The sequence below is a fragment of the Pseudoalteromonas aurantia 208 genome, assembly GCF_014858725.1.
GTDB classification, from domain to species: Bacteria; Pseudomonadota; Gammaproteobacteria; order Enterobacterales; family Alteromonadaceae; genus Pseudoalteromonas; species Pseudoalteromonas aurantia.
The window spans coordinates 230,487-255,523 of record NZ_AQGV01000011.1 but is presented as its reverse complement, the minus strand read 5'-3'; the positions used below and the strand labels follow the sequence as shown (position 1 = coordinate 255,523).

The 25,037-nt window shown below is 40.2% G+C and carries 19 protein-coding genes; 12 read left to right on the top strand and 7 right to left on the bottom strand.

The annotated features are described in order from the left end of the window. Positions 1–103: 103 nt before the first annotated feature. Positions 104–1,006: a LysR family transcriptional regulator gene (locus PAUR_RS03685; protein ID WP_192506466.1), complete on the top strand. Its 903-nt coding sequence runs from the start codon at positions 104–106 to the stop codon at positions 1,004–1,006. 16 nt (positions 1,007–1,022) lie between these two features. Here PAUR_RS03685 and PAUR_RS03680 read toward each other — a convergent pair whose 3' ends face one another. Next, complete coding sequence (locus PAUR_RS03680) at positions 1,023–1,736, bottom strand: hypothetical protein (RefSeq protein WP_192506465.1); 714 nt, start codon at positions 1,734–1,736, stop codon at positions 1,023–1,025. Positions 1,737–2,503: 767 nt separating this feature from the next. Between PAUR_RS03680 and PAUR_RS23765 the strand changes: the two genes are divergently transcribed. Both PAUR_RS23765 and katG read left to right on the top strand, forming a co-directional pair. After that, on the top strand, positions 2,504–2,638 hold the full coding sequence (locus PAUR_RS23765; RefSeq protein WP_263973684.1) for a hypothetical protein: 135 nt from the start codon (positions 2,504–2,506) through the stop codon (positions 2,636–2,638). A gap of 16 nt (positions 2,639–2,654) precedes the next feature. Then, complete coding sequence (gene katG / locus PAUR_RS03675) at positions 2,655–4,925, top strand: catalase/peroxidase HPI (protein WP_192506464.1); 2,271 nt, start codon at positions 2,655–2,657, stop codon at positions 4,923–4,925. A gap of 87 nt (positions 4,926–5,012) precedes the next feature. Here the strand turns inward: katG and PAUR_RS03670 are convergent, their stop codons facing one another. Both PAUR_RS03670 and PAUR_RS03665 read right to left on the bottom strand, forming a co-directional pair. Further along, a complete protein-coding gene (locus PAUR_RS03670; RefSeq protein WP_192506463.1) occupies positions 5,013–7,250 on the bottom strand; it encodes a TonB-dependent receptor in 2,238 nt (745 codons plus the stop codon). 621 nt (positions 7,251–7,871) lie between these two features. Continuing rightward, positions 7,872–8,438 carry a hypothetical protein gene (locus tag PAUR_RS03665; RefSeq protein ID WP_192506462.1) on the bottom strand — a complete coding sequence of 189 codons (567 nt, stop codon included), beginning with the start codon at positions 8,436–8,438 and terminating at the stop codon, positions 7,872–7,874. A gap of 1,248 nt (positions 8,439–9,686) precedes the next feature. On the opposite strand from PAUR_RS03665, the gene PAUR_RS03660 reads away from it, so the two are divergent. Both PAUR_RS03660 and PAUR_RS03655 read left to right on the top strand, forming a co-directional pair. After that, positions 9,687–10,382 carry an aspartate/glutamate racemase family protein gene (locus PAUR_RS03660; protein WP_192506461.1) on the top strand — a complete coding sequence of 232 codons (696 nt, stop codon included), beginning with the start codon at positions 9,687–9,689 and terminating at the stop codon, positions 10,380–10,382. A gap of 5 nt (positions 10,383–10,387) precedes the next feature. Then, positions 10,388–11,029 carry a hypothetical protein gene (locus PAUR_RS03655; protein ID WP_192506460.1) on the top strand — a complete coding sequence of 214 codons (642 nt, stop codon included), beginning with the start codon at positions 10,388–10,390 and terminating at the stop codon, positions 11,027–11,029. Positions 11,030–11,114: 85 nt separating this feature from the next. On the opposite strand, the gene PAUR_RS03650 is transcribed toward PAUR_RS03655, so the two are convergent. Further along, entirely contained in the window at positions 11,115–13,109 is a 1,995-nt protein-coding gene (locus PAUR_RS03650; RefSeq protein WP_192506459.1) for a methyl-accepting chemotaxis protein, read from the bottom strand. 121 nt (positions 13,110–13,230) lie between these two features. On the opposite strand from PAUR_RS03650, the gene PAUR_RS03645 reads away from it, so the two are divergent. Both PAUR_RS03645 and PAUR_RS03640 read left to right on the top strand, forming a co-directional pair. Further along, positions 13,231–13,938 (top strand): hypothetical protein, encoded by a 708-nt coding sequence (locus tag PAUR_RS03645; RefSeq protein WP_192506458.1) that lies wholly within the window; start codon positions 13,231–13,233, stop codon positions 13,936–13,938. Positions 13,939–14,123: 185 nt separating this feature from the next. Further along, positions 14,124–14,528 (top strand): ExbD/TolR family protein, encoded by a 405-nt coding sequence (locus PAUR_RS03640; protein WP_192506457.1) that lies wholly within the window; start codon positions 14,124–14,126, stop codon positions 14,526–14,528. Positions 14,529–14,590: 62 nt separating this feature from the next. Here the strand turns inward: PAUR_RS03640 and PAUR_RS03635 are convergent, their stop codons facing one another. After that, on the bottom strand, positions 14,591–14,926 hold the full coding sequence (locus tag PAUR_RS03635; protein WP_192506456.1) for a zinc ribbon domain-containing protein YjdM: 336 nt from the start codon (positions 14,924–14,926) through the stop codon (positions 14,591–14,593). A 273-nt stretch (positions 14,927–15,199) separates the two neighbouring features. Here PAUR_RS03635 and PAUR_RS03630 point away from each other — a divergent pair, with 273 nt between their 5' ends. Together PAUR_RS03630 and PAUR_RS23540 are read left to right on the top strand one after the other, a co-directional pair. Beyond that, positions 15,200–15,823 (top strand): hypothetical protein, encoded by a 624-nt coding sequence (locus tag PAUR_RS03630; RefSeq protein WP_192506455.1) that lies wholly within the window; start codon positions 15,200–15,202, stop codon positions 15,821–15,823. Then, positions 15,795–17,762 carry a fibrinogen-like YCDxxxxGGGW domain-containing protein gene (locus tag PAUR_RS23540; protein ID WP_192506454.1) on the top strand — a complete coding sequence of 656 codons (1,968 nt, stop codon included), beginning with the start codon at positions 15,795–15,797 and terminating at the stop codon, positions 17,760–17,762. Before PAUR_RS03630 ends, PAUR_RS23540 begins: the two co-directional genes overlap by 29 nt. Positions 17,763–17,867: 105 nt before the next feature. Here the strand turns inward: PAUR_RS23540 and PAUR_RS03620 are convergent, their stop codons facing one another. After that, positions 17,868–18,632, bottom strand: a complete 765-nt coding sequence (locus tag PAUR_RS03620) for a hypothetical protein (protein WP_192506453.1) — start codon at positions 18,630–18,632, stop codon at positions 17,868–17,870. A 286-nt stretch (positions 18,633–18,918) separates the two neighbouring features. Here PAUR_RS03620 and PAUR_RS03615 point away from each other — a divergent pair, with 286 nt between their 5' ends. Next, positions 18,919–19,992 (top strand): type 1 glutamine amidotransferase domain-containing protein, encoded by a 1,074-nt coding sequence (locus tag PAUR_RS03615; protein WP_192506452.1) that lies wholly within the window; start codon positions 18,919–18,921, stop codon positions 19,990–19,992. 50 nt (positions 19,993–20,042) lie between these two features. Beyond that, entirely contained in the window at positions 20,043–21,866 is a 1,824-nt protein-coding gene (locus PAUR_RS03610) for a serine hydrolase domain-containing protein (RefSeq protein ID WP_192506451.1), read from the top strand. Between the two features lie 185 nt (positions 21,867–22,051). Here PAUR_RS03610 and PAUR_RS03605 read toward each other — a convergent pair whose 3' ends face one another. Next, positions 22,052–22,891: a GNAT family N-acetyltransferase gene (locus tag PAUR_RS03605; protein ID WP_192506450.1), complete on the bottom strand. Its 840-nt coding sequence runs from the start codon at positions 22,889–22,891 to the stop codon at positions 22,052–22,054. A gap of 200 nt (positions 22,892–23,091) precedes the next feature. Between PAUR_RS03605 and PAUR_RS03600 the strand changes: the two genes are divergently transcribed. Continuing rightward, positions 23,092–25,035 (top strand): hypothetical protein, encoded by a 1,944-nt coding sequence (locus PAUR_RS03600; RefSeq protein WP_192506449.1) that lies wholly within the window; start codon positions 23,092–23,094, stop codon positions 25,033–25,035. The last annotated feature ends 2 nt before the right edge of the window (positions 25,036–25,037 follow it).

The following is a 25,037-nucleotide window of genomic DNA, read 5'->3' as shown; positions in this document are numbered from 1 at the left end:
TTTATCTGGTTGATGTGGTAATAGTACGCTGTCTAATTAGATTGATAAATGCACATTAATTGATATGATATTCTCATAATCAACAACAATTAGATACTGACTTATGCAATATGATTTAAATGACATGATGGTTTTTTTAGCTGTAGTAGAAGCTGGTAGTTTCACATTAGCAGCAGAACGGTTGGGGATCCCCAAAGCAAATGTCAGCAGAAAAGTATCTCGCTTAGAAAAGCAGTTAGATATTACTTTGCTGGAGCGTTCTACCCGGTCACAGCACTTAACAGAAGCAGGTAAACATTATCTTATACATTGCAAGCGCATACATGAAGAGATTGATTTAGCGAATAGCTCAGTCAGTGAACAGTTACATCGTTATAAAGGCCAGTTAAAGATTGGCACATCGGTCGCGATGGGCCAACAAGTGTTGCGCCCAGCACTTAGCAAGTTTATGCATAAATACCCTGAAATCAACGTGCAGCTCAATTTAGTCAATCGACGAGTCGATTTCATTGAAGAGGGGTTCGACGTTGTAATACGTATTGGTCACTTAGAAGATTCACTGTTAATTGCGAAAAAATTGGGCAGTGTTTCACGTAAACTATTTGCTAGCCCACGTTACCTAACACAGTACGGTAACCCCACCTCTGCTGAGCAACTCATTGAGCATCAACTGCTGATTATGAACCCCGCGAGTAACGGCACAAAGTTAAATTTGAACTCAGAAGATGGCCAGTCAATCACCTTGGCTAACAAGCCACGTTTACTCGTTGACGATTTTGCGTTACTTAAGCAATCCATAATAGATGGCTTAGGCGTTGCTGTACTGCCTGAATATATGTGTGCAAAAGAAGTAAAGGCAGGTAGCTTAATTCAGATCCTGCCCAAGTGGGGAATGCCAAAAGTTGATGTTTATGCACTATACCCTCGTAATCGAGCAAAGTTACCGAAAGTTAGTGCTTTTTTAGCCTTTATTGAAACGCTGTATCATCAAGTACTAAATGAATAAAACCAACTGAGTCACACTAGAAACGGTAGCTCACATAAGCACCAACTTCTTGTTTGTTGGCACTGTCAGCCGTAAAGCCATTCTCTTGCGGGTTAAAGCTCGAGTATTTCAAATACACTCCAGCATCTAAGCTTCTGGAAAGTGCATAATTCATTGACACTGAGGCTTCATGTGCGGTTGACTGAGTCATATCATTTAGACTCCTGAGTGTATAGTCAGCACTCACTACTACATCCTCAAGCACTTGATGCTGCACTCCTAGGTTAAACCGATATTCATCCGCGTTTTTATCGGTATGTTGTACATTCCAAAACACATATTGCGCACCAAATAGTAAGGCAGTATCTTGAGAGTAGACATATTTACCCATAATATCAGCACCGTAGCCCAGCACATCAACATTGCCTTGCCCTAACTTTTCGTACATGCCTTTTAAACCGGCGCCCAGAGTCAGCTCAAGGCCTAAATCATTCTCTCCTCGGTCTAAAAATCGATAACGAGTATGGCCTAAGCCGATTGTCCAGTCATCACTTAAGCCATACCGTGCATCAAGACCAACTTCAATACCGTCTTCCCCCCCATTTTTACCGTAACCCAAAGCGCCAACAACTTGTAACTCACTATCTTGTACCGTCAATGAACGAGTGACGACATTACGGTCACTCAATTCACTCGCCTGACTTGCACCGATGCATGCCAGCGCAATTAAAAGAGAAAATTTATTTAACATTGTTATGTCCTATTACTTGCTTCAATAACAACGATAATACCGATACAACCTGTAATATTCGTGTATTCAGCTGTAGGAAAGTGTGCGTGAATTGTGAGAAAGTGAAAACTGTTCCGCACAACATCTATCAAAACAACAAATCGCTCAACTTGATGTATTCGATGCCAATCAACTTAACTTTGTTTTATCTACCTGCGCTCAGCATAAAACCATGGCCTCTGCGGGTAGAGCCTTATTTGATGTCAGTCGCACCTTAAAAACACAACAGAATGACTCAAGTCGCCTACAAAAATACTTGCAAAAGTTTGGTATTAAGTGGGCCGATGTCTCTTAACGAGCCTAACAGATAGAGAAAGCCCCTATTCTCCTGCCACCCTGCCTGAGTGAAGTTGACGCATCATCGTCAACTTTTCCTATCGATCACACTGTCACACAACATACGAATTTATAAGATACTTTAACTGCCACCCAAATGTTATGAATTTGTGATATTTATGTGATAAAGATTACTTAACATCTACTCAACTCTTAGCTTTCATTATTTTTATGAAAATAAAAACATTAAATTCAAATAGTTGAAAAACAAAACATGTCAAATCCTCTTCTGCATTTACAGAAATGAAGAGGAATAGCTAGTGACACACACAATAACAACTAAGTAACGTATAAATAACAATTAAGCAAATTGAGTTTTCCGATTGCACTAATCGGTTTAATTCAAAATACATTACACAACATATTCCATATTCTTTTTATGGAACCAAGTTGTGAGAAAACGCACTTCAGCAACAGCAATGAATACGACGGTCGAACAATTATTGTATTCATGTGTATTGGCAACATCACCAATCCATGCTGTGCAATTGATAGAGTCATTCACGAAACGATTACACTCGTTTTAAAACAGGAACTGGGACAATGAAAAAACAGCAAGTATTTTCTAAATCAACTATCGCAATACTCACGGGACTCGCGTTAGCGTCAGGTGTCGCCGTTGCACAATCAGATCAAATAAGTAAACCTAAAGGTGCGCTAGGGAGCGGTATTAGTAAAGACGGCCATGCTAAATCGAATCAATTTTGGTGGCCTGACCAACTCGACTTATCCGCATTGAGAGATCACGATGTGCGATCAAACCCATTAGGTAAAGACTTTGATTACGCCAAAGCATTTAAGGGCCTTGATTTAGCCAAAGTTAAAAGTGACATAGAAAAGCTGCTCACTACCTCTCAAGACTGGTGGCCAGCTGACTTTGGTAATTACGGACCCTTTTTTATTCGTATGACGTGGCACAGTGCTGGCACCTATCGTACGCTTGATGGTCGAGGTGGGGCTGGTGGTGGGCAACAACGCTTTGACCCACTAAACAGCTGGCCTGATAACGGTAATTTAGACAAAGCAAGACGCTTACTATGGCCTGTAAAACAGAAATACGGAGAAGCATTATCTTGGTCTGATTTAATGGTGTTAGCCGGTAATGTATCTTTAGAAAGTATGGGTTTTGAAACGTATGGCTTTGCTGGTGGACGTGCAGATGATTGGGAACCTGACCGAGTCTATTGGGGTCCTGAAGTTGAAATGCTCGCCAGCGACCGGCAACACAAAGATGGTAAACTGCAACGCCCTTTAGGTGCCACTCATATGGGCCTCATTTATGTCAACCCTGAAGGTCCAAAAGGCAAACCTGATCCATTAGGCTCAGCAAAAAATATTCGCCATGCTTTTGCGCGTATGGCCATGAATGATGAAGAAACACTTGCTCTTATTGCTGGTGGCCATACATTCGGAAAAATGCACGGTGCACACAAAGCATCTAAATGCCTTGGAAAAGCACCTGCCGCAGCTCCGCAAGAACAACAAGGTCTTGGTTGGAAAAATACCTGTGGTAAAGGCCATTCAGAAGATACCGTGACTAGTGGCTTAGAAGGAGCTTGGACCCAGCAACCTACTCGCTGGACATCATTATATTTAAGTAATTTACTGCAATTTGAATGGCAGCAAACGCGCAGCCCAGCAGGTGCAATTCAATGGGTGCCGACAGACAAATCTTTGCATAAAATTGTGCCTGATGCCCATATTAAAGGTAAGTTTAATCCACCCGTAATGACCACCGCCGATTTGGCATTAAAATATGACCCGGCTTATCGCAAAATTGCCGAACGATTTTTAGCTGATCCCAAAGAATATCAACTCGCATTCGCGAAAGCATGGTACAAATTAACACATAGAGATATGGGCCCTACACGCCACTTTTTAGGTAACGAGGTACCTGAAGATATTCATATCTGGCAAGATCCCATCTCAGACAGCACTAAGTCAGAATTGAGATCCAAAGATATTAAACGATTGAAAAAAAGTATCTTAAATTCAGGACTGAGCATATCTGAGCGAGTACGTGTAGCATGGGGTGCAGCCGCCAGTTACCGTGATTCAGATATGCGTGGAGGTGTTAATGGCGCTCGCATCGCCCTGGCACCACAAAAAGGGTGGGCTGCCAATAACCCGGCAGAGGTCACCAAGGTCTTAAATGTTCTGAAAGAAATACAAACTTCAGCAAATAAAGGCTTTTTAAAGCGCCGCCATGTATCATTGGCCGACTTAATCGTACTCTCTGGTGCAACAGCAATTGAAGAAGCCGCTAAAAGTGCGGGTACTAATGTGTCTGTCCCCTTTACCGCTGGTCGTGGCGATGCCAGCCAAGCACAAACCGACATCAACTCTTTCAACCTCCTCACTCCACATGCAGATGGCTTTAGAAACTACTTTGATACTGAAAAAAGTCATAAATCGCCTACCGAAATGCTCATTGATAAAGCGGATCAGCTCGACTTGTCGGTGCCTGAAATGACCGTTTTAGTGGGCGGGTTGCGTGTTTTAAATGCCAACTACAAAGGCGCAACACATGGCGTCTTAACAAACAAACCTGAAGTACTTTCTAATGACTTTTTCATCAATTTGCTGGATATGTCTACTCGATGGAAAAAATCATCGCAACCAGGTGTATTTGAAGGTATCAATAGAAAATCAAAACAATCTAAATGGACAGCAACGTCGGTAGATTTGATATTCGGTTCTAACTCAGAACTTCGTGCAATTTCAGAAGTATACGCATTTGATAACTCAAAAGAGCGTTTTATTAATGACTTTGTAAAGGCATGGGTCAAAGTGATGAATTTAGATAGGCAGTAAATTCAATACTTGGCGCACCATTAAAAAGCTCGCAGTGAAAACATTCACTGCGAGCTTTTAGTGTCGTGCAACAGGCTTATGTCTTATTTAAAAAGTCGCATTATAACGAACACCAAACTCACTGGCGTCATTGCTTTTAATTAATAGAATGTAATCCCCTGTGTTTAAACGCGCATCGTCATAACGCTCATCAAATACATTTCGTCCATACAATGAGACTGTCCAATCAGCATTCAGTGGCGCATACGAAATATCAAAATTTACTGTGGTACGTGAATCAATTTGCGTCATACGACGGACGTCTGAACTTGGCTCTCCATACATGCTATCACGATAAGATATGTCTAATCGGGTTGTTACTAATGCACTATTATTCAGCTCAAACTCATATGATGGACTAATCGAGGCTGTAAGCTCTGGTGTTAAAGGCGCGACAGGTTTTACGCCATTTTGCTCTTCCACATCAACATCCATAAAGCCTAAGCTCGAATGCAAAGTGAAATTATCTGTGATTAAATACGTACTTTCAAACTCGATACCACGCGACGTCTGCTCAACTACAAGATTATTTGTGTCAAAGCCCGCATCAGTAACCACACTCACTTGATAAGGTAAATCATCATATTCAGTATTGAAAAACGCCACGCTCATACTAAAGTCATTCGTTAACTGACCTTTAAAACCGGTTTCATAGTTAATTGCACTGATGTTTTCACTGGCTATGAAAGCGTTATTGGCGCGAACAATTGCAGGGGCTTCAGGATTATCAAATCCACCAGCACCGAAGAATTGATTGATCAAGAAATAAGGACGTGCTGGATATTGACCAGATTGATAACCCGTTTGGACCGTTGCATACCAGTTTAAACCATTTTCAAAGGTGTAGTTACTTGCCACTTCCCATGATACGTCATCCCACTCTTTGTTTGAGTAAATTGTCCCTATTGGGTCAAATACATTGGTTGAGGCAGACTTCTCATCTTCCGTATAACGTACCCCCCCCGATAAACGTAAATCATCGGTGGCATCGTAGCCTACATTTACAAACACTGCGCGACTTGTCGTTTCTTGATCAAGCTCTAACTTCGTTGGCCCACCATCAAAGCTTGCCTCAGAGGCACTCTGACGATTGCTACCTTCTTCGTTAAACCAATATAACCCCGTAACAAAGTCAACATTGCCTAAATAGCCTGTAAACTGTAGTTCTACAGAGGTTTGGTCTGCTGTCCCCCTCTCAGGATAATGATCGAGCCCAACAACGGCGCCATCATCATCCAAACCTGCTTTATATTCAGAAGAGCGTTTACTAAAGATAAATTTAGTCCCGAGTTCTTCGTTGATATCATAATCGAGGGTTAACGATAAACCGTTCGCATTATTAGACACTGTCGATGTTTCAATTGTACCTGTCGCATTGTCGTACGGGTCTGCTGCAACATCAGAATTGCGCAGCCCGTTTTGATACAAGCGGCCATTCGGCATTTCATCTATCAATGTTGTATATGGGCGCGTGCCCCCTTCACCATCATTTGCATCTGCGGTAAACACCACGCGTAAATCATCACTGGCATTATATTTTAATGAAAAACGGCCGTGAAACTCTTGGTTCTCGCCAACATCAAATTCTGCATTTGGTAGGTTAGTGAACTCACCAAGCCCGCCGCGGCGATTAAAACCAAGGTTGAAGTTAAAAGCGAGGTCATCATTCACGGCTTGGTTGGTGAATATGCTTCCCTTCAAACGGCCACGCGTACCAACTTCAGCACTGACCTTAGTAACCGCGTCTTGATCTGGCTGTTTGGTGATAATGTTAATTGCCCCACCAATTGAGTTACGACCATACAAAGTACCTTGTGGGCCACGCAATACTTCGATGCGCTCAATGTTTGCTAGGTTCCAGTTTTGACCAACTTGGCGACCAAGGTATACCCCATCAACGTAGACACTTACGCCAGGATCGGTCGTGATCAAATGGTCCTGAAGCCCGATCCCACGAATAAAGGGGTTCGCTGACGAGTTATGGCCCGCTGAAAAACCGGTGATATTCAAGTTTGGAACAAATTTACCCACATCAGTAATATCTGAAATACCCTGTGATGCTAATTCATCACCAGAGAAAGCGCTCATTGCAATTGGTACTTCGTAAATTACCTGCGAACGCTTCGTTGCAGTTACTGTTATCGCTTCGATTTTTGATTCTTTTTTGGCTTCTACTGCTTCGGCCAAAGCGGGTGTGATAGACAAGCTAGCCAATGCAAACGCCGTTGCAGCAGCGATAGGGTTTAAGTGACAAACCCCTTTAATCGACTTATTCGTGATGGTCATACTTGCTCCTCATTAGAAACGGTTAATTTTTAATCTCGTGTGTTTTGGTTTCTCGCAAAGGCGCGCCAACCAAAGCGAAAGCAGCGACGCATACATGATCATTTTTATAAAATACACGCGCACGAAAGCGCCATCTACTAGTGAGATTGCAATAATAAACGTGAGAAAATAAAGACGAAAAGTATAGCGAAAATCTGCTATTCGGTTGGGCGAACACTATACCCTTCTTTAGCCAATAAAAGCAATGATTTTTTATAGAAAAAACGATAAAACACATTAACCTAAATAAAAAAACCAGTTTTCATCAATTTAATGAAATTATAAATCATCTTTATGCACAATTCGATGGTAAGTATTTAACTGGCTTTTTATAAAATGTAACTCAGAGCACACCTATGATTCGTATTGAGCATGAAACAAAGAAGAGCATATTTATCTCATATAATCTATTCAATGTAGTGACTAGCAAAACATAACTTAAAAAGTTGAACTGCCACATCATCATTGAATATTTATGTATTAATCCACATAAAAATGTTAAATATAAGTAAAGCCAGCTTAATGAAAAGCCAGCTTTTTTAAATAAAATTAATTCACTTTAAGAAACTGAATTGTCTTATATTAGCAACTAGAAACACCTTCACGACATGGATCACTTTGAGGGTTCACCCAAATCGTTTTTGTTTGTGAATCTGTATAACCGCTATTATCCGTCACTTCATATTTAACAGTGAAGCGTGTTGCAGTACGTACTTTAATTGGACTGATTGACGAACCTTTATATGCACCATTCAACCAAAATTTTTCAGAAACAATGCTACCGTCACGGTCACTGCCACTGCCAGAAACACGCAACGCGGCTTCATATGCCGTACCGTCATGTAGTGCTCTCAACGTCAAGTTCGCTTTAGGTGTATAATCACATTGTGTACTTGTTACGGTTTGTTTTCCATAATAGCGCAACGATGTAGTACAACTCTGTCCATGACTGTGTAACCTAATAAAGCTAGTCGTTGATGGCGTAACATATTGTCGGATATCTGTGCCTGACGAAGTTGTACAGCTAGCGACATAACCGCCATACACACTAACGTTATGGGTCTCACTACGACAATTAACAGGGTCATCACCCGCATATGCTAGACTGCTTAGAACTGTAGAACCAATCAAAAATATTGCTTTTTTCATTTTTTAACACCCTTGTAAGTATTTAATATTAATGCACTCCTTGCGCTCAAGATGTTTAATCACCGTTATTAGCTAATCCATATTTAATTCATACCAAGACTTATATAGGTATATCAGCATACGTAAATATTTATATGATATTACATAAAGAAATTTGTTTAATACGCGATATAACAACTGGCTATACAAAAGTGAATGCATAAAGAGATGATACAAGCATGCATACATGACCATATAAGGCCAAACTTAATAAATCGCTCAGTTCAAATATACACATGGATCAAACATCATTGATAAAAATAAAAATGACCACACCATGCACTATTAAAGATATTAAAATTCAAATTAACTAAAATTGTGTTTTTATAAACACCTAAAGGCAACGAGGCAAACATTAACAATCAAATAAAATTAAATCAAGCAATTTTTAAGCATCTACTTAATTCTTATAAACAACAGCACCAAACCACTTCATTCAAATCTTGCACCGATATAGAAAAGTTAAATTTCAAATCTAAAAACATCTCACTCGTGAGTTGAAAATAAAACACCTTGCACCCTAGGTTAATTAATCATCCTATTTTTAACAGGTAAAAAATACGATACAAAAACAAGTACAATAATAAACGCTATTTTAGAGAGTATTTTAAAAAGATAATTGCGATAATGTAAATTATAAAAATAAAACGTATTAGCCATCATGTAACACTGTCACTAACGGTATTTCTAATATACTTCTCACTACAAATACGCCCCTATGTAACATACCTTTCTCACCAGACTAAAACACAAGCAATTAATAAACAACAAAAAACCACACTTTAGTAACGCCTATCATCTATGGCTTAAAAGAAGACGGTACTTGTCGACGCACTTCTTCAACAAATAGCCGCATACTTTCACCATATCTATGCCTGCTCCTCACGTGATGTAACACTATCACTTATTATCAAAGCATGAAAAATAACAACCAATCGCTTTTCAATGCAACAAACATGTAAACACATACCGACATCGGTGACATACCAAACAAAGAACAGCAACGTACATATCATTATATATTTACGACACTATAAAATAGCACTTATCACGCATTATTTTAGCACGGCATAAAACGGACAATCACCATGTTACTTTCTACTAGCTTAATTTCTTCCAGCTCACTCGGTGTAATACGCGTGTAATAGATTTCAACAGCACAGTTTATGAAAATAGCGTCAATTACAGAATTAATCACAAGTATATACTATGAATACGATTGGCATCATTGGTGGTACAGGTCCAAGCGCCACCGCACAATTTTATCTCGATTTACAAAGGCACTTTACGGGTACCAAGTATCGCCCTAACATTTTAATCAATAGTATCTCAGTGCCTCATATATTGGAGCACGGTATATTACTTAACGGTGCCAGTGTTGACCCCTACAAAGACATACTCGTGAATGCAGCTATCAACCTCGAAAAAAGCGGTGCAACTTTCTTGGTGCTGCCTTGTAATACGCTTTCTTACTTTATCGACGATATAAAACGTGCCGTAAATATACCAGTGCTCAACATCATTAATTTGGCGATAAAAGCACTGGCACATAGCCAAATAACCAAAGCAGGATTACTAGCAACATCACAAACCCTAAATTATGGCCTATACACAAAAGCTGCCCGTTCTTATGATATTGAGCTTATACTTCCAAATTCGAGGCACCAGCACGACCTGGATAAGTTGATTCTTGCCCAAGTCAGTCATGCCCCCACCTTAGCGACAACAAAGACACCGGAATTACTTATTAAAATCACCAAAGATCTTGCTCAACACGGCGCACAAAATATTGTTTTAGGCTGTACGGATTTACCTCGGCCGGCTAATTTACCGCTCATTGATCCTCTGTTACTTCTGACCCAAGAAAGTATTAAACTCCTTTCGCAACAATCTTTAAAGGTATAAGAAAAATGCTTAGTTCCGTGTTGTTCAGCAATCTATGTAAAAAAGCATCAGATGTGAATTATGTACCATGGCATATTAACGTCATTGGTGGCATTGAGGGGCTATCCCATTATTTACACCATGCATATTGTACTGACGATTCTGCCGTATATTTAGGGTGGGTATGCCCACAATGTAAAGGAAATGACTTCTCACTGTCAAAAGCAGTATATCGTAACCGCGAATACTGCCCAGTCTGTACCACTAAATTAACGTCTTTTTGGAGTCTGCAAAGAACACAATATTACTTTATGCATGCACAACAGCCCTTTGGTTATTTCGCCACAAAACACCTCGAAGTGCAGGGGCTAATATGGGGTTATAAAAAGCCTTTGCACAATTTAAGCAATGAGGTGTTTTATATTGATATGGTGGTAATAAATAAATCTCTGCATAAAACAAAAACAGGTATCTCCATTGTCTTAAACCTTATCAAAACACTTTCAAACTATGCTGCCCAACAGGGCTTTGATTACCTTGCGGGTCGAACTCAGGTCGATAATAGCCCGCTAATAAGTGTGTTTAAACTAATCGATGCACAAATTTTTGGCCCAGATCCAACGGAGCCAAAAACTCGCACTCTGTGGATAAAACCGCTATACCCCTAACCTCAATAGTAATAACGGCTCATAATGTCAGATGCGTTTTCCAGTATTGTTTTACAACATTAAATACGGACTACCTTCTCTCTTTTTAGTCATTATTTACACTTTGCACCGTGTATTGTTCAATCAAACTATCCATATTTTTAGCTGCATCAGAAATACGTTGTGCCGCTAACACTATTTGTTCTGCGCCGGTCACATTCTCTGCCGACTTGTTAAATATGACTGCAATATGCTCACTCACATCGCCAATCGCTTCGCTTTGTTGCTGTGTGCTCATTGAAACAGATTCTGTGACCTTTTCAACTTGTTGCGCCTGAGTCACTATTTTATTCAGTGCACTCTTAATTTCATTGGCTCGTTCTGCCGCTTGAATCGCATTTTCCTTTCCTTTTACAATAACTTCAGACGCCTCTTCTGAACTTGCCTGCAGCTCTGAAACCAACGACGATATTTCTTCTGTGGATTTTTGTGTTCGACTGGCCAAACTTCTGACTTCATCTGCCACAACCGCAAACCCCCTGCCTTGTTCTCCAGCTCTAGCGGCCTCTATCGCAGCATTCAATGCCAATAAATTGGTTTGTTCGGCTATACTGCGGATCATCTCAACCATACTTGAAATACTGCCTACGCGCTCATTTAATGCGTCAACTGCAATCGCAGATTTGGCCATATCATCCGATGCATGTTGAATCACAATCACGGCGTCACTCACTATTTTCTGACCATGAATCGACTCACTGGCCACCACTCGGGCTGCTTCTGAATTCTCATTCATAGAATGTGCAATCATTTGGATATTACTGCTCATTTGTTCTGATGCCGCAGCAATGGTTTTTATCCCATTTTGTTGCTCCATTAAGTTATCTTGGCTTTGCAATATGGCAGCGGACGTGGCCTCTGTTGAACCTGTAATTTCCGTTGCCACTTGCCCAAACTCTATCAGGTCACTACCAAACTGCATTGTTAACTGATTAATGTTTTCTGCGGACTTACCCAGCTCATCATGGCTAGTTACTTCTATCTCGTGTGCCAAGTCTTTTTTATAAATCGCAATCTCAATACCACTGGCTATCTTCTGTGATTGACGAAACCGCATCCGAATCGCCATAAATAACGCAAAGGTGATCAGTAAACCTAAAACAAAAATGATGATTTCAACGACCAATACAACAACAGATGCGTCATATATCTCTTTTGCGGTTTCATCAACCAAAGTCAACGCTTGCTCTTCGGCCTCTTTCAACACATTAATACGTGTTGTTGCGGCCTTAAACCACTGCTCAGGGTCAACGCCAAAGTTACTTTCTTTACTTTCAACTTTTAGCCGATATGTATCCACCGCCGTATTTTCATTTGAAGATAGTGCCTGTTCAAATACCCCTTTCATTACCTCTGGTGAGGCTTCAAGCGCTTCATGTAGGTATACCTCCTGCTTGGTACGCAATTGTATATATTTTGCTTTTAATGCATAACTGAGTTTGTCGGTACTAAATACATTGGCTAAAACAGCGCGCTCGATACCAGCAGACTCTTTTGCACTGGAAAAGTTATAGATAGAAAAAAGTTCGGCTGCGATTATATGTTCATTACTCAAACGCGAGGCAGTGATGACAATATGCAAGCCTTTCGCATTAATACCGGTATAATATTTCAACATGTCAGGTATCGGTATTGCCAGCGAATCGACCTTATCTCTTACCCGATCGAGTTTGTCAAAGTGTTGTAAGAATTCACGCAGCTCTCTTTGCATCGTTGCGCTCAGCTGCCACTTAGCTTGTTTTGCACGTAATTCTTTTATAACGCGATCTGTCGCCGCTCTTTGTTGAGATAAACTAGCCTTAAACTTACGCCCTTTCGAGGCAATAAAACCCGCGGATGCGCCCCGTTCTTTTTGGCTTTCATGTACTACACCTAATACTGCATGACTCAAAAAAGCATTATATTCCGCTTCATATGCATCATTCATTCGCTGTGATGACATGGAGACATCATAAAAAACAACTGCGGCTAGCAAAAAACACGGTAGTAAAGCAACAAAGGTTAGGTGACTAGAAATATACTTAGATATTGCTCGGAGCATGACACATCCCAATAAAGTATTCGCAGCTATGTCTACGATTTAACCTATAGGATAGATCACTATTTCATTGTGAGGCGTTCAATAAGCGCATGCAAGTTATCAATCACGTCGCCGACCGACCATGCCAAAACAACACAAGCACAATATAAACAATAACTTAAATAACTTAAATAACTTAAATAACTTAAATAACTTAAATAACTTAAATAACTTAAATAACTTAAATAACTTAAATAACTTAAATAACTTAAATAACTTAAATAACTTAAATAACTTAAATAACTTAAATAACTTAAATAACTTAAATAACTTAAATAACTTAAATAACTTAAATAACTTAAATAACTTAAATAACTTAAATAACTTAAATAACTTAAATAACTTAAATAACTTAAATAACTTAAATAACTTAAATAACTTAAATAACTTAAATAACTTAAATAACTTAAATAACTTAAATAACTTAAATAACTTAAATAACTTAAATAACTTAAATAACTTAAATAACTTAAATAACTTAAATAACTTAAATAACTTAAATAACTTAAATAACTTAAATAACTTAAATAACTTAAATAACTTAAATAACTTAAATAACTTAAATAACTTAAATAACTTAAATAACTTAAATAACTTAAATAACTTAAATAACTTAAATAACTTAAATAACTTAAATAACTTAAATAACTTAAATAACTTAAATAACTTAAATAACTTAAATAACTTAAATAACTTAAATAACTTAAATAACTTAAATAACTTAAATAACTTAAATAACATCATCAAAGTCAATTTACACAGTAGCATCTGCTTATTCCAAGCAGTTTAGGTGATGAATTTTGAGGAAAAACGAAACCTAACAAATTCATCGTATCTATCCCTTTCCCAGTACCCGACACCTAAATTGTTCGAAATAAAGACAACTTTGTAAGTAAATATGAATATTAACAATGCGTTTCCAAAATAAAAACAACCATATTCTAAGCTCACTATGAACAACTCAGGAGAAATAATATGCATAAAACAAGAAGCGCTTATCAACAAATGAATGCGACTGTAGATATGAACCCGATGCTAGATATTGTGTTCATTTTATTGATTTTTTTTATTGTTACTGCCAGCTTTAACCGCGACACAGTGCTTGATATTGAGCGAGCAAAAAACAGTGTTAGTACCATTGAGCCTAAACTAACACCCCAATTTACGATTAACAGCAAAAACCAAATATTTCTTAATCAAAGGCTGATAGAGATAACAGCCGTTAATGTCAACATCGCCCGATTAGCGGCTGTTGGGAATATAAATGCCATCAGTCTGCGCGCCCATCCAAATAGCCAACACAACACATTGGTATCGGTGCTCAATGCCATCAAAGAACAAACGTCAGCACCGGTTTCTATTGGCGAAATACTGAATTAAAGACCTATGAGAGGGAGCTAAAACAGTTAGCTTATTATCACTGCTTAAACTCTTCATTGCGTTTAAGCCTTTTTCACAAACTTTGCCGTGAGCATCATTTCACCAACACCATCCACTTTACAGTCTAGCTGATGATCTTTGGCATCTTTAATTCGCCTAACAAGCGCTTTAGTACCAATTTTGATAACCTGAGAACTCGCTTTTATTTTAAGATCTTTGATTACCGTCACTTTATCACCGTCAACCAACACCGTTCCATTGGCATCTTTTGCGGTTATTGTTTCCTCAGCCCGCTTTTCTTCAGGGTTCCACTCATAGGCACATTCCGGGCAAACTAAATTAGATTGATCTTGATATACATACTCAGATGCACAGCTAGGACAAGCAGGTAACGACATACACTATCACTATTGTAAGAAATTTAATGTTATTTTAATCAGTTTTTACCGCCTAAGCGAGTAACAATTGCGCGCTACTCGTTAATCAAGCGAATTGCTTGCTCCACGGCTTTATTAAATAAAACAGGCCTTTCATTATAATATATAGCCGCTCTACCTTTATTTTCCTATATACGGGCAGCTAGAATAAACCATACTTTTTCATGCTATCTATCATGCCCTTTTTCAATATAATTCTATTGATTTTACACGCTAATAAGGGAACAAATAGTTATGAAAAAAAACGTCGTCGCAAATTGGATTGCAATTGCGCTTAGCACGGTATCTACTGGTATATATGCACAAGAGTTAATAAACAACGGTAGTTTTGATGGCAATACATTAACCGAAAACTCACAAAGCCATACAGCTGATAACTGGCAATTTTCATCATCAAATGGGGCCGGCATTTTCAACCCCACAGCCAGCCAATACGAGAGTCATGCGCTGTTACATAACATCGCTTTTGCATCAGCAGGCGCAAGCATTTCACAAGATCTTGGTCAACCGCTTGATTTAGAGCAGCAATATACCATTCATGTAAAAGTAGGTTGGCGTCATGATAATGATGCTTATCACTATAAATTGGGGCTGCGTATTAACGACCAGTTTATCGATATGACCCCCTCAACTGAGCTTATCAAAGGCAATTTTGTTCAAGTTTCAGCGCAATTTTCACCCAACGCGGGCCATCAAGCACTTATTGATTCAGGCGCCAACATCATTCTAGAGCTGCAGAACTCTGATACGCAACTTAGCATCATTGACTTTGATGATGTCTCTGTTCATGTCGCACCAAAACAGCGCGACAGTGACAACGATGGTATGAGTGATACTTGGCGGTTTAAATCCGACTGACGCCAATGATGCACTGTTAGACTTAGACAACGACAACGCCGCTAACTTAAATGAATTTTTAGCTGCCACTGACCCTAACGACCCGACGAGTACCCCTAGCCTATTCCCTCATTACTTCAATTCTAATGTTGAAGTAGCAGGCGCAATAAGACTTGTTCCGAGTGCATCAGAGCCTATTAACTGTACTTCTATTCATGAAGGCTCTATTTATTACAGCAAATTAGAGCGTAAAGTGTTTATTTGTGACGGCAACCTCTGGGCTGAGTTTAAAGGGGCTCAAGGTGAACAAGGCATTCAAGGTGTGCAGGGGATACAAGGCACTCAAGGCGTCCAAGGCATTCAAGGAGAAACCGGAGATATAGGCCCAATCGGCATACCTGGCACTCAAGGAGTACAGGGCATTCAAGGAATACAGGGGGTTCAAGGCGTGCCCGGGACAACTCACTGGAACGATGGCGCAAATACCGTCTCTACCAACGTTAAAGTAGGCGTAGGTACAACCTCTCCCAGTGCGGCCTTAGAAGTCATTGGCAACGCTATCGCTGATACACCAACCTTGCCAAACCACCTTGTTACCAAACAATATGTCGATGCTGTTAATACCGACTTACTGACTAAATACAACACATTGTTAGCACAGCTAACCACCTTAAATAAACAAGTTTTCCCAAGTGATGGAATTAGCTGCGCGAGTATTTTAGCCCAAAACCCGAATGCGCCAAGTAACATTTACTTAATTGACGCCGATGGTCCTGGTGGCGAAGCTGCTCAGCAATACTTTTGCGATATGCAAAATGTCGATGCTTCACGACCCACACTGCCAGGGCAAACTACTGGCGAGGGTGATAACATTGCTTTAGTGCATACCAATGCATTATTACCCAACAGCTATAGAGCCAGTGGCACAGTCAACGCTTTCAGCCCAGCTGGCGCGTTTGATGGGCACCTTTATTACACCGACCCCAATGCCAAAATCAATCCCCATGCAGGTAACCTTATTACCCATGGTATTTGGCTCGGCCCAACCCCCTCTGACGAATGGCTACAGGTCAACTTTGGCAAAAAAACCGTTATTACAGGGTTTAAAACTCAGGTTACCACGCATTTTGCAGAGTCGAGCCCAAGAACCCCCAAAGACGTTATTTTTCAAGTTTCAGACGATGGCGTGAACTTTGTCGACCATGAACACATTACCATGGAAAAAGGCACCGCTAATGTGACCTTAAACCGTGCGGCATTCGGTAAGTATTTCAGGTTACTGACCTTAACAACACACGGCTCCACAGACTATACCCAAATTGATGAAATGGAGTATTACGGCTTTTTTGTTGAAGAGCACACCACGCCGCCAGTCAGCCAAGGTACAACGTGTCAATCAATACAAGCCAATAATAGCAGTGCCGCTTCGGGGTATTTTCACATGGACCCTGACGGTGCTGGCGGGCTGCCGGCATTTACCACTTACTGTGACATGGATTTAAAAGGCGGAGGCTGGACTTTGGTTGGGATTAGGTACGTACCAGGAAAAGCATATGACCATATTAATGACTTTGACGTGTTGTTTACTGAAACAGCGAATATAACCTCGTTTGATGACAACTACCATTTAGGCGATGCCCAGTGGCAATACCTGAAAAATAACAGCCAAGAACTGCTGTTAAGCATGAACGATGTGGGAATTTATGCCTTGGCGGATATCAGTACCCTTAAAAATGCCAATTGTATTCCTTTGGCAGACACACTCGGCCGACTGCCCAATAAAACCGGTGAACATCAATTTCGCTTATTTTGGCACGAAACATCAGGGTGCAGCGGCGTTGGCACTGATTATTCAATGCTCAATTACCACAACATTTATAACTACACGGGCGACGTGTATAAAGACACCAACATAACCACCTATGTTGTTGATAACACAACATATATTTATGTTCGATAACACTTAATTCAGTCAAAGCCAAAAAGTAAATCACACGACTTTTTGGCTTTTTATCAATAAATTAAATCATTAACAGCAATACATATGCTGTGCATCTTACTCTATTTAAGGTGCAAGGTAACACACATATTGACCCACTAAGCTGCCAGCCTGACCTGTATAAGTCATTTGACAATGGTATGAAAAACGCTCAAGAAAAGTATCAATGCTATCTCTAATTTCTCGGTCCTCTCCCCAGCCACTGTTGTAGTCAAATGACACACCAATTGAATCATTATCATAGTGAACAAAGGTTACATTGTTTTGTATTTCACACGATGATTCGGTAACTTTACACATTAATATAGGCTTAACCTGATCTCCCACTCGCTTGGTTGTAACGATACGATACACCGGCGTATTCGTCGGGCGTTGGTTTGGTGTTAAATTTGCCAATGACTGCGCATACTTCACCAATTCAGTGATCGCAGATGACTCGACTTTGGTTTGCTTGCCAACAAAATTAATTTGTCGTTCTAGCGACTCTTTTACATTTTCCTTTTTATTGCCTTTACCAACTTCAGTTGAACCACAACTATCCACTGGTTCCACACATGGGTCATCACTGTCCCACACATATTCGTACAAGCCACCATGCTTTAGTGTACTGAAAAAATCGTACAACACTCTTTCAGTAAACGCCGCTGAAGAACAGCTGTGCTCTGCTACACATTCAATATAAAAGGCCACCGCTGTGGTATCGGTATAACTGCCTTCAAAACCGATATTAACCTCATAGCCTTGAGATTGAAAAAACAGTCCTTTTTTTTCAAGTGCAGCCAAGCCCGTTGCGCTATACAGTAGCGCGATAAATAACATCATTGTTTTCATTTAATCAGTCCTTGTTAATCTAAACGCTGACCAACCGCCAGCGAGTAAACATTAACAAAAAAAAACAAAAAAAACGACATGAGTTAACATTCCATGGCACGACCCCCAAACTATATGGCTGCGCATAATTTGCTGTAACCAACCTCAATGCGGTGCTTTGTCACTTTTAAGTCATCGACGCGATATTTATCTCGCAAAATTTATTTCCCCTATGAAAGCGAACTTCACACAAATTTCACACCGCCTTATTTATGCTCGTTGCCACATTATTAATTGGGTTACTGTTATGCTGAAAAAAATTATCTTTACACTCGTCACGCTTACACTTTTAGTGGTTGGGCTCGGTTATGGCGCCAAAGGCTGGGTTAAAAGCTTATTGCCTGAAAAAGCCCACTTTCTTGCCTTAAAAGAATCTCAAATGAGTGACTTCCCCTACTTAACTGACGATATTCCCGCACCCAGAGGGAAAATCCTCGCGGTGGTCACAAGCGTTGATAAAATGGCCGAAGATAAAGAAACAGGCTATGAGCATACCGAACTTGCTCGTGCTTATTGGGTCTTTATTGCCAATGGCTTTACGGTTGATATTGCCAGCCCTAAAGGCGGCAAACCACCTGTTGTCATCGATGGCGAAGATATGGGCGCATATGACTATGCGTTTTTAAATAATGAAACCATTCAACAACAAGTCGCCAACTCCATCCCGTTAGCAAACATCAACCCAGATGACTATGAAGCTGTGTACTTCGTCGGCGGCAAAGGCACCATGTTTGACTTCCCAAACAACCCCCATATACAAAATATTGCAAAAACCTTATACCAAAACAATAAAGTCGTCAGTGCGGTATGTCATGGCCCTGCGGCACTCGTGAACGTGCAGCTCGACAACGGTGACATGCTACTGAGTAATAAAAATGTCAGTGCCTTCACCAATGAAGAAGAGCTATTCCTCATTCCTGATGCAAAGCAAATCTTTCCATTTTTACTACAAGACAAACTCATCGCACAAGGCGCGCAATTTCAAGCAGGTACAACCTACTTAGAAAAAGTAACTCAAGATGGTAAACTCATTACCGGCCAGAACCCGTGGTCAGTTTGGACGCTCGCGGAAAAAGTAATTGCAGAGCTAGGGTATGAACCCAAAACCAGACAACGGACCCCTGAAGAGTATGCAGTTGCATTGCTATTAACCTATGACGAACATGGCTTTGAAGCAGCAAAACAAGCACTAAAACAACAGCCTCAGGCATACCAACGCATTCTGATTGTAATGCACGGCGTCCTTGCATTCATGCAATTAGATATAAGCAAAGGCATTGATATCTTCAGCTTGGCTAATCAGCTTAAACAATTAAATTAAAAAAATAGGCGGTGGTAATTTGTTATACACCGCAAAAGACTAGGACTTTCATGCACATTAAACCTCTATTACACACTGCGATGCTCTGCCTAGCAATACTGATAATGAATATCGTCCATGCAACTGAAATTGAACAGCTTGAAAAACACATTGAACGCGTGCTTAGCGAAGAGCAATTAGCCGGTATAACCTGGTCGGTTATTGACGGTAATCAAAGTTATGTTGGTAGCACGGGGCAAGCCAATATTGCAAAACAATTACCCATGAAAAACGCACAAAAGATGCACGTTGGGTCTGTCTCAAAAACGGTGCTGGCGATGGGGGTTCTACGTTTAATATCAACAGGTGCAATAACATTAGAGTCAGAAGTCACGCCCTATTTATCTCAGCTGCAATTAAATAACCCATGGTCAGCCAATACCCCTATTCGCGTTAAACACTTGCTTGAACATACAGCTGGCTTAGATAACATCAAAATGCGGCAATTTTTAAGTACCACCCCAACACCGGATATACCGCTGGAAGTTGCTTTTTCTAAAAATCAGCACGACTTACTAACCATAAGAACTCAGCCAGGCACTCAGTATTCATACTCAAATATGGGCTATGCGCTGCTTGCTATGATTATTGAAGCGGTGACACAACAGCGCTATGAAGCTTATTTAGATAGTCGCTTATTGCACCCCTTAGATATGCATGACAGCACCTTCGAATTTATTAGTCAAAGTGGACCTCGCAAAGACCCATTATTAGCCATGGGTTATCATGAAAACGCAGTGATGCAAAAAGCGGTACCTATGTACTTAAGAGCCGCGGGTCAATTCACGACTACCGCCCCTGATATGGCAAAATTTATGGCATTTATTTTAAGCAACGGACAGCACAAGGGTGAAGCATTTATTCAGGCAGATTTAATGGCACTACTTGCCATTGCCGATAACACGGATGCTAAAAAAGCAGGGTTACCCATGGGCCACGGGCTCGCCTTCGCCACGCGCGATAGACATGATGCAGTGGGCATGTGCCACCCCGGTGGAACCTTTGGATTTAAAGCTTATATTTGTCTTTATCTCAATGAGCAAAAAGGTTTTTTCTATTCGATTAACACCGACAGCGAAACCGCCAACACTGAACAGTTCAACGCTTTGTTTATACAATACTTGAAACTTAAATCGGCCAAATTACCAGAGCCAAAACCTGAGCTGCAACACAATACCGATGTGGACGGCTTCTATATTTTAGCACCTAATAATATGGCTGAATTTGCATTTATCGATAAGCTGTTTAATTTTATTTGGGTTACTGCTTCTGAACAACATATGGTGATCAACTCATTGCAAAGCTCGCCAATACGCTTAAGTTATATTGGTAATAATTTATATCAACAAGCAGGCAGAACCCAAGCATCACACGTTGTTTATGCTAAGAATGACGATGAGTTCTTCATGAGTAATGGCTTAAAAACATTTAAAAAAGTGCCTGTAACAACCCTTTTACCTTATTGGGTAAGCATGGTTGTTGGGATATTTGGGTTGCTATTGTTTATTATTATTGGCTGCGTAAAGCTGTTTATGTCACATCCGCTAAAAAGGACTCATCTGGCGTTTATCAATGTATTACTGTTTTCAATCCCCGTGTATTTTTACCTCAACCAATCATTTTTAGAGTTTGGTATGCTCAATATTGCCAGTATGTCACTGATCGTGGTATCAACCATTTTACCCATCACGCTGGGCTATAGTATGTTTCATCAGATTGCAAAAATTAGACAAAACCGCTGGGAAGTAATTGAATTAATTGCCATCATCAGTGCATTACAATTTTGCCTGATAGTTATTTGGTGGGAACAATATCCGCTAATATTTTGGCGCTAAGCAGCATATTGCGAGTAATGACAAATACTCACTCTAATCAATGTTGCAATGAGTCAATCATATCTCTTATATGGTATATACAAACGAAGCCCTCTGTTGATACTGGTAACGACCATTCTCAATTGAGGGCTTTGCTATAGAAGTAATCAATTTCTTAATTTCAAAGAATCATATTTATCTATCCATTACCCCAGCTCAAACGTGGTAATACCGTAGATTTTATGATGTGCTATATCAGGTAGCCCGTGTTGATACATACGAGATGTCGCAAACACTACTTCCATATGCTCACCAATCGCTAATTCAATCGCAAGAGGGTTATTTTCCGGTACGTCTAAAATGATAATCTCACCGATAATATCCTGCTGCAAAGCACCCAGTAACTGTGTGGCCACCGCTTTCGAATCTGCAAACAATGGCCCTACTTTATACCCTTCAACGCATTGTCGCCTTACTGCATACCCTCGAACTTGGCCATTTTCTATCACGCAGAGTGCCTTGCCATTTTTTTGCTGTAACCACCCTTTTAAAAACATGTCTCGCTTGGCTGGAAAACATTGCTTATCATAAGCGATGACGGCATCGATATGCTGTACCGTCACATCTTGGATAGTGGATGATACATCGTGGGCAGTGGCACACTTTTGAAACCGTTTATTTTGATAATAAGGCTGATACCCCACACGCTGATATATTTCGACGTTTTCTAATACCCCATCAATGCCGATATTCCGCTTACCACAGTACGCTAGTCTATGTTTGGTTAGAGCTAACCCATACCCTTTTCCACGATGCTCTGGTGCGACGATATAAAGCCCACAAAAAGCAAAATGCGTGTCATATCTGACCGCACTGCCAACTGCAACAATGTCACCCGCAAGCTCTGCTACAAAAAACCCTTCAGGGTCTGCTTGGTAAAATAATGTCGCATCCTCAAGCCCAGGGTTCCACCCTTCAATGCGGGCCCACTCTATGGCCACTTTTAGCTCATGCGGCAACATGGTACGAATGATTAACTCTGACATACTCCTATGTTCCTTCTATTTCTAATACCATCGGCGATTACCGTAAATTATACGCCGACTACACACTGCCTGTATGCAACCAACGTTAAACAACTTAGTGAGCCTCTCACCACTGTTTAAGTTACCTAAAAAACAAACAAAACCATCCCGTATTATGGTATATTCCGTCCACTTTTAAAAACAGGATGTCAGGAATTACCGTGAAACAGAAATTACTCATACTAGCAGGATGCTTAGCATTGAGCGCATGTGGTGGCTCATCAAATAACGACTCATCAAGCATTGCTTCATCAAATAATACGTCATCAAATGGCGGAACCAGCACACCACAAGTTCCGGTTAATACCGCCCCAACGTTAAGCGGTATTTTCACCCTTGATGCGAAGGCCAAGTCACAATACGACCTCGTGTTAAACGCGCAAGATAAAGAGAATGATCCACTCTCTATCAGTATCGAAAACCAACCTGACTGGCTTACGTATACCCTAGAAAATAACCAAGTAAAACTCAGCGTATCGCCAGACTTTTTAGATATCGAGACCCACACGTACCCCATCAGTGTGTCTGATGGTAAAGCTTCAACCTCTTATGAGTTCACCGTGAATGTCCTCGATAATCCCCAAGCGTGGGCGCCTATTGATATTTCCGCGGCAGAACTTACAGGCGCATGGGAAGACAAACAACAACATCTCGGATTAATTTTCAACCAGAAAGAACAAGGCCTATTAATTAACAACGGTGCTCTCAGTCGCTTTGAATACAACAGTGACTACTTAGATAAACTCAATATGTACCAGTATGGATGTAAGTACGATTGTGACCTTGAGCAATACAATGGATTAAAAATTCTCGCTAAGTCCCCAGAGAAACTTTATGTTGTACTTTCAACCGACAATAATGACACACAAACCTATATGCTGCGTAAAACATCGCCTGTGTCAGGTGAAAAAGTGTACGCAAGAACACCTGAGTCAGGGGTACACGCAGATATTATTAATCTTAACAGTAATGATAAGCGCCTTGCTACATTGAGCGCCCGCTCACTTATGCCCAAACATTACTCATCAACTGACCCTGCTAACATTCACTACGATATAAACTCAGTAATCGGTACGTATAATAATCGTTCAGGTAAATTTACCCCTGAAGAACAAACAATCAATCAAAGTTTCACTTATTATCGTTACCCAGATGTAAGATTAGAATTTGCAATACAATACGACACCCTAAAGATACTTGGTAAAATACAAGATCATCTAATTATTGAATCTAGTTACACGTATCAACTCATTACACAAGGAGTCGATATTGACGCGAGCCCAGAATGGAAGTCTACTTTATCTGAACTGTTAATTCCTCAGTCAGACCTCATTGCATACCCGATAGATGTATTAAGCGGATTTACCACGCCACTGCAAGCGGGAAAAACATATGCGGGTAAAATTGCACCTAACCAACTAAAGTGGACACTCGGTGATTATAATTATAAAGGGGGAATAGAGTTTACCCTTACTGACGATAGTACAGGTACCGTTACACTCTCTACCGCCGATAAATCACTTGATGAAATACGTACTTTTCATTATTCACAAAGCGGTTCCGAACTCAGCCTAACATTCGGTGAAACCCTTCATAAATACAAACTATACACATCCCCCTCAGGCAAAGCCTTCATGAGCATGCAACTAACCGCTCAAGACAGTAACAAAGCGTATGATAATAAGGGTTTTGTTCACTATGAGCTCGATACAACTTTTACTTCAAGTGATTATATAGGTTCATACACACACCTTACCTATTCCTATCCATTTTCGCCTCCTGACAATATGTATTTAGGCACTGAAAAAGCAGTCTATTACCTACAGCCTGACATATTTGTACCATTAGAAAGTGATATTTTCAAAATAGAAGAAGATGGCAGTTACACATTTATCAGACAGAGGTTTTGTCAAGAGATTGAATCCCGTGATTTTGATGAATGTCATGCATTTGCTACAGAAAAGTACGGTGTCCCTAGAGTCAGAAATATCAAACTACTCAAAATAGAAGGGGATATTTATACCTTTAAATACGGTTATATGGCTATGTACTATGGCCAATTACACGCGTTCGAAACAACGAGAAGGTTTAAAAAACGAGATTAATC

Coding starts and splice junctions, on each gene's coding strand:
- PAUR_RS03635 (WP_192506456.1), bottom strand. CDS start 14,926: ATGTCGTTACCTGCTTGTCCTAGCTGTGCATCTGAGTATGTATATCAA.
- PAUR_RS03650 (WP_192506459.1), bottom strand. CDS start 13,109: ATGCTCCGAGCAATATCTAAGTATATTTCTAGTCACCTAACCTTTGTT.
- PAUR_RS03685 (WP_192506466.1), top strand. CDS start 104: ATGCAATATGATTTAAATGACATGATGGTTTTTTTAGCTGTAGTAGAA.
- PAUR_RS03610 (WP_192506451.1), top strand. CDS start 20,043: ATGCACATTAAACCTCTATTACACACTGCGATGCTCTGCCTAGCAATA.
- PAUR_RS03655 (WP_192506460.1), top strand. CDS start 10,388: ATGCTTAGTTCCGTGTTGTTCAGCAATCTATGTAAAAAAGCATCAGAT.
- PAUR_RS03660 (WP_192506461.1), top strand. CDS start 9,687: ATGAATACGATTGGCATCATTGGTGGTACAGGTCCAAGCGCCACCGCA.
- PAUR_RS03680 (WP_192506465.1), bottom strand. CDS start 1,736: ATGTTAAATAAATTTTCTCTTTTAATTGCGCTGGCATGCATCGGTGCA.
- PAUR_RS03615 (WP_192506452.1), top strand. CDS start 18,919: ATGCTGAAAAAAATTATCTTTACACTCGTCACGCTTACACTTTTAGTG.
- PAUR_RS03645 (WP_192506458.1), top strand. CDS start 13,231: ATGCCAAAACAACACAAGCACAATATAAACAATAACTTAAATAACTTA.
- PAUR_RS03665 (WP_192506462.1), bottom strand. CDS start 8,438: ATGAAAAAAGCAATATTTTTGATTGGTTCTACAGTTCTAAGCAGTCTA.
- katG (WP_192506464.1), top strand. CDS start 2,655: ATGAAAAAACAGCAAGTATTTTCTAAATCAACTATCGCAATACTCACG.
- PAUR_RS03640 (WP_192506457.1), top strand. CDS start 14,124: ATGCATAAAACAAGAAGCGCTTATCAACAAATGAATGCGACTGTAGAT.
- PAUR_RS03670 (WP_192506463.1), bottom strand. CDS start 7,250: ATGACCATCACGAATAAGTCGATTAAAGGGGTTTGTCACTTAAACCCT.
- PAUR_RS03630 (WP_192506455.1), top strand. CDS start 15,200: ATGAAAAAAAACGTCGTCGCAAATTGGATTGCAATTGCGCTTAGCACG.
- PAUR_RS03620 (WP_192506453.1), bottom strand. CDS start 18,632: ATGAAAACAATGATGTTATTTATCGCGCTACTGTATAGCGCAACGGGC.
- PAUR_RS03605 (WP_192506450.1), bottom strand. CDS start 22,891: ATGTCAGAGTTAATCATTCGTACCATGTTGCCGCATGAGCTAAAAGTG.